Genomic DNA, 9,934 nt, shown 5'->3' on the forward strand with positions numbered 1-9,934 from the left:
ATGGATATGAACAAACAAAAAAAGAATTTAATGCAACGACTCAAGCGACTACAGGCGCTCATAGATGCAGAGACAGATACAACATTTAGAGATGCCTTAAATAGAGAGAAAACAGAATGTCTTGAACAGATAATGGAGTTAGCCACACAACAAACCTCACCCCTGCAACTCCAGAGCTCCACCCAAGAGCAGACCATTCCAACACCACCCACAACTACAGAAACCCTCACGCAACCCACACAACAACCCACAACAACCGAAGTTATCACACAAAACGCCCCCACAATCCCCACAGCGATCGCTGAGAAGTATGTAACCTTTCACAACGATGTCAATTCTGTTTCTCTAGGTAGGTTAAGCGCATTAGAAGCGAATTTGCTTTTTGCCATTTTCAACAAGCTCAAAGACAAAGAGGATGAGCTCTTGGTGTTTGAAGCAGAGGACATTAGAGCAATGATAGGCTCTAGGACTAAAGTCAGCCTTGAGAATCTCTCTAAGATCGTTGAAAAATTTTGGAAAAATATCAGGGCAGCTAACTTTTGGGTGCTCTATGAGCGCGCTAAAGAGAACATTGTACTCTTTAGGAGATTTCGTATCAACTATCACGACACTAAGAAAACCCAAGTTAAGAGCATAGAAATCCAAGTAAATACGCCTCACTTTGGCTACTTGCTTAACCATCTCCATGGCAACTTCACTTCTTTTGAGCTCTTGGAGTTTCAAAACATTAGCGGTAAATACACTAAGACTCTTTACCGCTTGCTTAAGCAATGGAAAAGTGTAGGTGTGCCCCCAAAGAAAGACTGGAGAGAGTTTAGAGAGTTAATGGGTGTGTCATTAAATGTTCCAGCCATCAATGTGGAACATGTCGTGCTAAGACCCGCCGTCCAAGAACTCCAAAAGCTCCCCCACTTTGAGAACCTTTGCTATGAGAAAATAAAAACCAAAGGCATGGGTAATCGCATCACCCATATCCAATTCTACTTCGAGCCCATCACCAAGACTAGCAAGGACAGAGAGCAAGTCAAAAGGGATATAAGAACCATTGCATGGGAGATTAGAAGCAAGAAAGCCGTTAAGCTCATCAAACAATCTATGGAGCAACTGAAACAATCTAAACAAGACAAGGACATGCAAGAAGTCGTAGGCATGGCTTTTTACAAACCCCAAGACCCTAGCGTTATTCTTGTAGTAGATGCCTTCCAACCCGCTCAAGAGGGTTATGAAATTTTAGTCAAATACTACAAAAATGGCAAAGAGTTTCAAGCAAGAAGTGCTGTGCTGGCCGACAAAGAAACTTTTTTAACAGCCATGGCAAAGGGAGGTTACCAAATCGTAAATTCACAAACACCAAAGATGCAACAGAAACCACAGCAAACACCACAACCCAAAGAAGTCAAGGTAGAATTACAAACTGATCAAAATGGCTTTAAAACCTTTCAGGGTTTGGTTAGACCTAACCAATCAGATCAACCACAAGCTCTAAACCCTAACAATGGCCTAACAGAATACATAGGCAGAAACATTTACATGAGCAACAATGGTGTGCCTGCTGTCCTTAAGATTAAAGACATTTACTTTATAGAGAACGGATACATTAGAGTAGATGTCCAAGACATAGACAAACCACATAAGATTCTAAACCCTTTCATCTTAAATAATGTCAAGTACTTTAAAAGTTGGTTTAAGAAGTATATGGAGTGAGAAATTTTTATCATTACCCTAGATAGTCATTTAACACATATAAACAAAATCTAATCGCTAATACCTAGATAACGATTGCACCAAACCAAATACACTAAATTTAGAGTGTTTTACCTTTAGCCCCAACGGCGTTTGAGTAGCAAATTATCCAAGCGAACTTGTGAGCGAACCCGTAATGGTTGGGTAATTTGCAAACTACCCAACCCCACAAGGGGGACACTCGTAAAGCTCGTTTTGGGTAATTTACCCTTGCAGGGGGCTGTGAAGTGCAGTTAAAAATATCATCAGCCGTATTATATGATAATATGTTAAAATTCTAGGAAATAAAATTACAAAGGATTTTTACATGGCAAAAAAAGATGAAAAAGACTATAGCAAATTTTCAAGGCGGTTTTTAGAGGATTTAGAAAGCCGACTACACAATGAGATCATCAGGGTCAGGGATAAATACAAAGAAACAAAAGCTAAGTATGAGAAAGAATTGAAGGCTTTTAAGGGCAAAGCCACCCGAGAAATCGAGCTTTTTACAAGCAAGATGCATAAAGAGATTGTGGCCTTTGAAAACAAGATTAAAAAAGAATTAGAAGCCATTAAAGCACATGGGGTAAAAAAGACAGAAGAAAAACAAAAAGTCAATGAGGCTTTGAATAATCTCATCTACACACAGGGGCAAGGGTCTAAAAAAGCTGATGCGACCCCCGATAAGCAAGACACTAAGCCAGCCCAAGAAACCCAAAAACCCCAGGAAGTTAAGATAAATCCCACGCAAAACCAAGCACAAAAGCAAGAGAACCCATAAGCATACTCCACAAACAAGCCTGAGTAGTGGGAGACATTGCCTCTATCAACTTCAAACCCACGAAGTTGAGTATCCAAGAAAAACACAACGACCGCTCAGTTAAGCCTAGCTATGTACTAAAAAGTGGAGGGCTAGGGATAGAATGCAATAGAGATGCCAAAGAAGCAAGGGCTTTAAGAGATAGCCTCATAGAGCAAGCCAAGATCAATTACAAGCGGTATTGTAACCAGCCTTTCAAGGCAAAGGCTAGCCGTTATTTGTGGAGTGCCGTGGTTAATCTCAAAAACACGAGCACCATGCAAGAACTAGAAACTCTAGCCAACCATTTTAAAACTAAATACCACTTTCAATGCTACCAAATTGCGATCCATAGAGATGAGGGGCATATTGATGATGAGGGCAAAGAACAAATCAATCACCACGCCCATTTGGAGTTTGTTACTCTTGATGAGAATACAGGCAAGAGCATGTTTCGCAAAGGATTGATTACAAATGCCGTGTTAGGACAAATGCAACAAGAAGTGGCTGACATCTTAAACATGCAAAGGGGGGTAGAAAAACGCATCAGTGGAGCTAAACGCATTGAACCTAGAGCTTACGGGCGGTTAATGGAGCAAGAAAAAGCCAAGCGGATTGAATTGGAGAACAACAATATAAACCTACAAAATGACAATAATTCACTTGCAAAAGAAGTTACAGTCTACAAAGAACAGCTTGAAAATTTAAAGACTAACGCAGAAAACACCCAAACAGAGTTAAACACCCTTGAACAAGAAAAGGCTGATCTAGAACAAGCCAACACCACTCTAACCCAAGAGAACCAAGAACTCAAAGACGACAACACAGAATTAGAAACCACACTCATAGACCTTGTTACTATCTTTGCCCCACAAGACAAACAGAACAAAAAGCTCACCATCAAAGAAGCCAAGCCCTTGCTTGAGAGTGTGAGAAAGCAAATGATTGCCATTAATCAGGGTTTGGGTGATTTAAAGCTTTTCACACAAGAAGATTACAAGAGCTTAAGAGCCTTGAAAGATGAGGGTTTAAGTATTGCTGACCTAAAGAAGCGCATTACACAGATAGAGCAAGAAGCCAAAGAGCGCTACCAAGCCTTGCAAGAGCAATACAAAGACCACTTAAGCCCCAAGCAGATTACAGAGCAATACAAGGATTATCTAAGCCCCCAACAAGTAGAGAATAAGATAACAGCCACAAAAGCCCTATATGATGGCTACTTAAGCCCCGAGCAAGTGCAAGAGCTCAAGCAAGAACATGCTCAAGAGCTTGAGATGAAAGAGCAAAGCCACACCAAAGTTTTAGAAACCAAAGACACAGAACACACCAAAGCCTTACAAGAAAAACAAAAAGAGATAGATGCCCTTAAGAACGAGAACACCCAAAAAGATGAAAGTATTAATGGCTTAAAAGACCAAATTACCAAGCACACCCAAGAATTTGATAAGATGAAACCCGAGCTTGCAACGCTCAAAACCACTAACCAACAACTCCAACAAGAGAATCTTAAACTCAAGCCCGTGTATCTCACTAAAGAACAAATTAAAGCAAGGCGTTTGGCAGAAAGGCAAGAGCTTATGGGTAAGGGCTGTCCTAAAGAAGTCTTTAGAGAATTGAATGCCTTAGATAATGAGAAACTCACCCAAGCGCAATTAGATGAGCGTATTTTAAACATTTGGCTTAAGTATGCTCCAAGCTACATTGAAAGCCTTGAAAACACCAACACTAGCCTAGAGCAAGAAACCCAAGCTCTTAAAGCTGAACTAAAGACAGCCAAAGCAGAAGCAAAGAGTCAAGCACACATCAAGACTTTTGAAAAAGAAGCCGTTAATCTTATTAGAGAGTATGTATCCCCCGTTACAGCTGGTGTAGTGGCACATATCCAAGCCAGTGGTGAAAAGATCACAGAAATCCATCAACAATGCCAAGAAGAAATGATACAGCAAGCAAGCACTTGTGCTCTACTCAACGAAGAAATGCTAGCAGGCAAGCACACAGCTATCAACGCTATCGCCCGTCTCTTTGGCAAGGGTGTTAAAAAAGAATACAAGCTAGATTATGACCCCATTAAGGCTAAGACAGGTTATAGAGAGCTCAATAGGCGAGAGCAAGCCATAAAAAAAGATTTAGCTAACACACTTACAAAGCACAGCCAAGCAGTGCAAGCCATCAACAATCAAGCTTGTCAAGTTATCTTAGAAGCTGTGGAGAGTGTTAAAAATGAGATTACAAAGCTTGCCACAGAGTTTAAGAGCAGTGCGGAATATGGAGCGGAGCTTAATCAGGCTAAGGGACAGATAGACAGCCTAGAAAGAGACAGAGAGCGTTTGCAAGGCGAAGTAACTAAACTGAAACAAGAAAAAGAAACTAATAAGCAAGAGATAGAAAAGGCGAAGGCTAATAATGATGCTTTTAAAAAGAAGGGTGCTGAGAACACAAGGCTTAAAAGTGAGCTACAAACCACAAAATCCACTCTACAGACCACACAGAAAGATTTGGAGACAACAAAGGCAGAACTAGAAACCACAAAGGCACAGCTAGAGAGTGAACAAAACGATTTGGGGGCTTTGGGGACACTAGAAAGCAACATACATGCCACAATCGCCCAAATAAGCAAAACAAGCCCAAAAGTGGCTCAGGCATTAGAAATTAAAGCAAGCAATGCATTAAATGACCTTGCCAGTCTTAGGGATGAATTGCCTAAAATACTTGAACAGGCTATCCAAGAGCAAGAGCAAAAAGGAGATGGGGGTTATCATAGGTAGACTTGGACACTAAAAACACACCCACAATAAACTGAACCAAGCAAAAGACCCTAAAAATGTAGAAAAGGATTAGAGAAATGGAGCTAAAAAGCGTAATGGATATAGAAACCTTACTGTCCAAGAGGCGTTTAGATTCGTATGATGGAGATTTACAAGCACACCTAGAGAATCTAAAACTCATAGGCAAATACACACATAAAATAGCCCTTGTAGAGATTGCCCTACGCAACTCATTAAATTGTTTGCTCATTGCCAAAGATAGGGATTGGATCAACAATTCTACAGACCCTCGGGTGATTCAAGTAAGAGAAGAGGTCCTTAAAAGTAGTGGAGAAATAACTCTTAGTAACGATAGCTACCTCTCTAAAATGACTCTAGGTACGATCATCCACATCATTAAACGAGAAGGGTTGTTTGCACGCGTTTTTAATGCAGATAAAATCCAATTCAAAAACTACGATCTAAACTATAAAAAAGAAAAAATTTTTATCAAAGGTAAGAAAAGTTACTTAAGTAACTACAATAAGGCCACCATTGCTTTAAGTTTATTCCACACTCTACGCAACCGCTGTTACCATTGGGAGAACATCACAAAAACAAGAATAGGGGAAGACGGCAAAATCTACCCAAGATTGACAACAAAAATCCTAAATATTTCTGTAGGGATACACCCAAACAAAATAGAAAAATTCTTAGATGACCTAACAGCAAGCTTTAGTAAAGACTTATTGGAATATGCCAACCACTTTTAACAAGCGACTGGCTGGCGAGGGTCCGCCTTACGAATTATGCGCAGATTGTAGCGCAGAACACATAAAAATCTACTGAGATTGATGGACTAATTTATCAAAAAATTTTAAAAAGTTAAGGTGAAACACTGGCGTGTACTCACTTTTAATTAATAAAACAAAATCCTATTGTAAAATAACGCGTTTTTAAATCCATACGAAACCCATACAACTAACACGGAGGTAGGAGTGCCCCAAAAAACCCTAGAAGACATCACAAAAGGCATTGTTGAAAGAAGCCATGCGACCAGACAAGCCTACTTACAACGCATTGCTAAAGCCCGAGGTAAAATCCAGCGCAAGGATTTAAGTTGTGTCAGCTTGGCCCATAGCTACGCAAGCTTGCCCGATCATATCAAGACTAGGATTAAAGACAACGACAAGCCCAATTACGCCATTATTTCTGCCTACAACGATGTCGTTTCTGCCCATCAGCCTTTAAAGCATTATCCTGACTGGATTAAAGAAACTTTATTAAAACACGATGCCTTTGCCCAATTTGCTGGGGGCGTGCCCGCCATGTGTGATGGGATCACACAGGGCTATGAGGGGATGGAACTTAATCTTTTCTCCCGTGATGTGATTGCTATGAGTACAAGCATTGCCCTCTCACACAATATCTTTGATGGAGCGTTTTACTTAGGCGTGTGTGATAAGATTGTCCCTGGACTTCTAATTGGAGCACTAAGCTTTGGACATTTACCTGCTATCTTCGTGCCCTCTGGTCCTATGACTAGTGGTCTAGCTAACGCACAAAAGGCTGAAGTGCGCGAACTCTTTGCTCAAGGTAAAGTTACTAGAGAGATTTTATTAGAGAGTGAAATGAGGTTTCACCACTCACCAGGCACTTGTACTTTCTATGGCACAGCCAATTCTAACCAAGTGGTGGTTGAGTTGATGGGCTTGCACTTACCAAATTCCGCCTTCATTAACCCCAACACCTCTCTTAGAAAAGCTTTAGTTCATGAGGCCGCCACTTTAATGGCTACCAAGACACCTAAGCCCATTGGAGAGATCGTTAGTGAAAAGAGTATTGTCAATGCCATGGTCGGCTTGATGGCCACAGGGGGTTCTACCAACCTAACTATCCATCTCATCGCCATTGCTAAAGCCGCTGGAATTATTATCAATTGGGACGACTTCAATGCAGTTTCTAACATCACTCCTCTTTTAACAAAAATGTATCCTAATGGTGAGGCAGATGTGAATCAGTTTGAAGCTGCAGGGGGGTTAGCCCTTGTGGTGCGTGAATTGCTCAATGCTGGACTCTTGCACGAAGATTGCGACACTATCATGGGTTCAGGGTTACAAGCTTATACCAAAAATCCTTTCCTAATCAATGGCAAAGTGGTTTATCAAGATGGAGTGCAGGTCAGTCAAAATACAGAGATCATTAGAGGGATAGATCACCCATTTGCGCCCAATGGAGGGCTTAAAATTCTAACAGGCAATATCGGGCGTTCAGTGATGAAAGTTTCAGCTCTTAAAGAAGAACACCTAGTTGTCCAAGCCCCCGCAATCATCTTTGAATCCCAACAAGACTTGATCGATCGTTTCAACAACAAAGAGCTCCAAAGAGACTTTATTGCAGTGTTGCCTTACCAAAGCCCTAGAGCTAATGGGATGCCAGAGCTACACAAATTTACATCTATTCTAAGCTCTCTGCAAAATCAAGGATTCAAAGATGCGATCGAGCAGATCAAGAAAGTAGGTCACTAAGACTTTTACGAAGAATGGGCTCTGGGCTCTATTTTTGGAGTCTGTTTAGGACTCCCTGAAATGTCCCTTCTTCTCTAGCTTTTTTAAGGAGCTCCCTTGACTCCCAAAGGTTCTATTTTCAGAGTCTTAATTGCGCTTCTTTTTACCACGCACCTACAAGCCTTTAACTATAAAATCTCAGGGCGTGTCGGCTCTTTCTCACGCATCGGTTTTAACAATGCCCCCATCAATACAAACAAAGGACTTTACCCCACAGGCAGTTATGTAACAACCATTGGGGCTTTAGAAATAAACGCTAATTTATTGCCTAAATCTGTGGAGAATCAAAAACTAGAAGTGGGGCTTGGAGGGGAGATCGGCGGGCTTGCCTACGACTCCACTAGGGGGTTAAGAGATCAAAACGGGGTGCTCCAGCCAGCTAACTGGTATTATATGGGGCGTTGGGAGGGCTATTTAATGAACGCCCCTTGGCGGCATACACGCGAAGAGGACGAGTCGCACGCCAAAAATTACATTTTATACAATGCCTATCTAAGCTACACCTACAAAGACATTTTTGGGATCAAGGCGGGGCGGTATTTAAGCCCTGAAGCGTTGTTTTTGCGTGGCTATAATCAAGGCTTTACCCTCTTTTTGCATTTAGGCAAATTCAAGCTTAGATGGTTTAGCACTTATGGACGGGGTTTGGCTAATATCCAGTTTATCCGCAACTTCTACGCCCCTGTGAGCTATGAATTTAGCGATGGCAGACGGGTCAATTACGGCATGCACGCGGTGAGCCTAGCTTACAACACCAAACACTACACCCTCATGCCCTTCTTTTGGTTTTACCCTAAAAACTTCAACGCTCCGGGTGTGCAGTTAAGTGCTGTATTTGAGCGGGGGCAGTTTAAACTCCAAAGCGATGTCTATGCATGGTTTCCCATTTATAGCCACGCTCTAGCCAAGACTTATTATCGGGGCAATTTAATCGGTACAGCCACAGCGACTTTACTCGTGCGCCAAAGGCTGTATTACAAAAACTACTACATCGGTTGGGGTGTGTATAAAAACTTTGGCAACTCCAATGCCCAGCTGGGCTGGAATGGCTCGCCTGTGTCCTTTGACACAACCGATGACACCCCCTATGAGGACGCTTACACCAACCTTTACGATGCCAATGCCCTCACTTTGCACGCTAGAGTGGGGGGCAAGTTTCATGATTTCTCTTGGTATTTGCTTGGCAAACTCACCTTTGCGCCTAGAGCTAATGCGCAGAGCTTGGGGGTAACTTGTGAATACAACTTAGGCAAGCACATCCACCTAATGCTACGCCTCAATGGCTATGAAGTGAGGATGCATCGAGGCTATAAAGTGGATTACTTTGGTGCGCCTAACCCTAAATTTGCCCCCACTACACAGGATCGTAGCTATGTGATGACTTCGATCAGTTATGATTTGGAGATTTAGAAACTTTTACGACTTGTAAGATAATTGCTCCTAAAAATCCCCTACAACCGCTTTCACCCCACAAACCATAGTCTGATACTCCCAACCCCTAACTTTACGCTCTACGAGCCTTTAAAAGCGATTTAAACGCTATGTTTGATTTATTGTTTCTCTTCATCTTACTCTCCAAAGACAAAATTGCCTTAAATCAATCAGTTTTTCACTCTCTCCAAACAGACATGATTACCCCACAATCGTAGATACTTCAAGACCAAAAATCTAATCCTCACTTCAAAACCTTCTCTTGGGGGTTTGGGGGCTTGCCCCCAAGACTTATAGATGCCAAGCGTCAGCTTGGCTTACCGATTCATGCACCTTCACATCAAAAATTTTTCATTTTTTCTAAGTTTCACGACCTACTTTTGGGCTGATCCTAGTTCCCGAGCGTCATGCGCAGGCACGCGCAGGTTTTTAACCTTTTTAAAGGCGTAGCCTTTTAACCTTTTTAGGCCCCTTGCGAGCTTCGTGTGGGAGGGGGTTCGTGAGGGGGTAACCATACAGAAATACGCACTAACCATACAGAAATACGCACTAACCATACAGAAATACGCACTAACCATACAGAAATACGCAAGTAATAATATGTTTTAATTAAAACATAATGTTTAATTATGCTACCATGTGTGAAACATTGCTTAATTGGCTATGAGATG

General features: G+C 41.7%; 6 protein-coding genes. All 6 read left to right on the plus strand.

The window, feature by feature from the left end; genetic code table 11:
• Window positions 1-6 precede the first annotated feature (6 nt).
• The 6 genes from K6J72_RS08125 (at window position 7) to K6J72_RS08150 (ending at window position 9,242) form a co-directional block, all read left to right on the plus strand.
• Complete coding sequence (locus tag K6J72_RS08125) at window positions 7-1,704, plus strand: replication initiation protein (RefSeq protein WP_221281354.1); 1,698 nt, start codon at window positions 7-9, stop codon at window positions 1,702-1,704.
• Window positions 1,705-2,050: 346 nt separating this feature from the next.
• Window positions 2,051-2,503, plus strand: a complete 453-nt coding sequence (locus tag K6J72_RS08130; RefSeq protein WP_221281356.1) for a hypothetical protein — start codon at window positions 2,051-2,053, stop codon at window positions 2,501-2,503.
• 26 nt (window positions 2,504-2,529) lie between these two features.
• Window positions 2,530-5,286, plus strand: coding sequence for a coiled-coil domain-containing protein (locus tag K6J72_RS08560; protein WP_260320725.1), 2,757 nt, complete (start codon window positions 2,530-2,532; stop codon window positions 5,284-5,286).
• A 77-nt stretch (window positions 5,287-5,363) separates the two neighbouring features.
• The gene (locus K6J72_RS08140) at window positions 5,364-6,038 is read left to right on the plus strand and encodes a hypothetical protein (protein ID WP_221281350.1); all 675 of its coding nucleotides are present in this window, start codon (window positions 5,364-5,366) and stop codon (window positions 6,036-6,038) included.
• A 225-nt stretch (window positions 6,039-6,263) separates the two neighbouring features.
• A complete protein-coding gene (gene edd / locus K6J72_RS08145; protein ID WP_260320724.1) occupies window positions 6,264-7,793 on the plus strand; it encodes a phosphogluconate dehydratase in 1,530 nt (509 codons plus the stop codon).
• 96 nt (window positions 7,794-7,889) lie between these two features.
• Complete coding sequence (locus tag K6J72_RS08150) at window positions 7,890-9,242, plus strand: outer membrane family protein (RefSeq protein WP_221281352.1); 1,353 nt, start codon at window positions 7,890-7,892, stop codon at window positions 9,240-9,242.
• The last annotated feature ends 692 nt before the right edge of the window (window positions 9,243-9,934 follow it).

It is taken from the genome of Helicobacter sp. NHP19-003 (assembly GCF_019703305.1).
GTDB classification, from domain to species: domain Bacteria; phylum Campylobacterota; class Campylobacteria; order Campylobacterales; family Helicobacteraceae; genus Helicobacter; species Helicobacter gastrocanis.

What these genes read in the sequence shown, in the direction of transcription:
- K6J72_RS08125 (WP_221281354.1), top strand. Translation starts at nt 7, where the DNA reads ATGAACAAACAAAAAAAGAATTTAATGCAACGACTCAAGCGACTACAG.
- K6J72_RS08130 (WP_221281356.1), top strand. Translation starts at nt 2,051, where the DNA reads ATGGCAAAAAAAGATGAAAAAGACTATAGCAAATTTTCAAGGCGGTTT.
- K6J72_RS08140 (WP_221281350.1), top strand. Translation starts at nt 5,364, where the DNA reads ATGGAGCTAAAAAGCGTAATGGATATAGAAACCTTACTGTCCAAGAGG.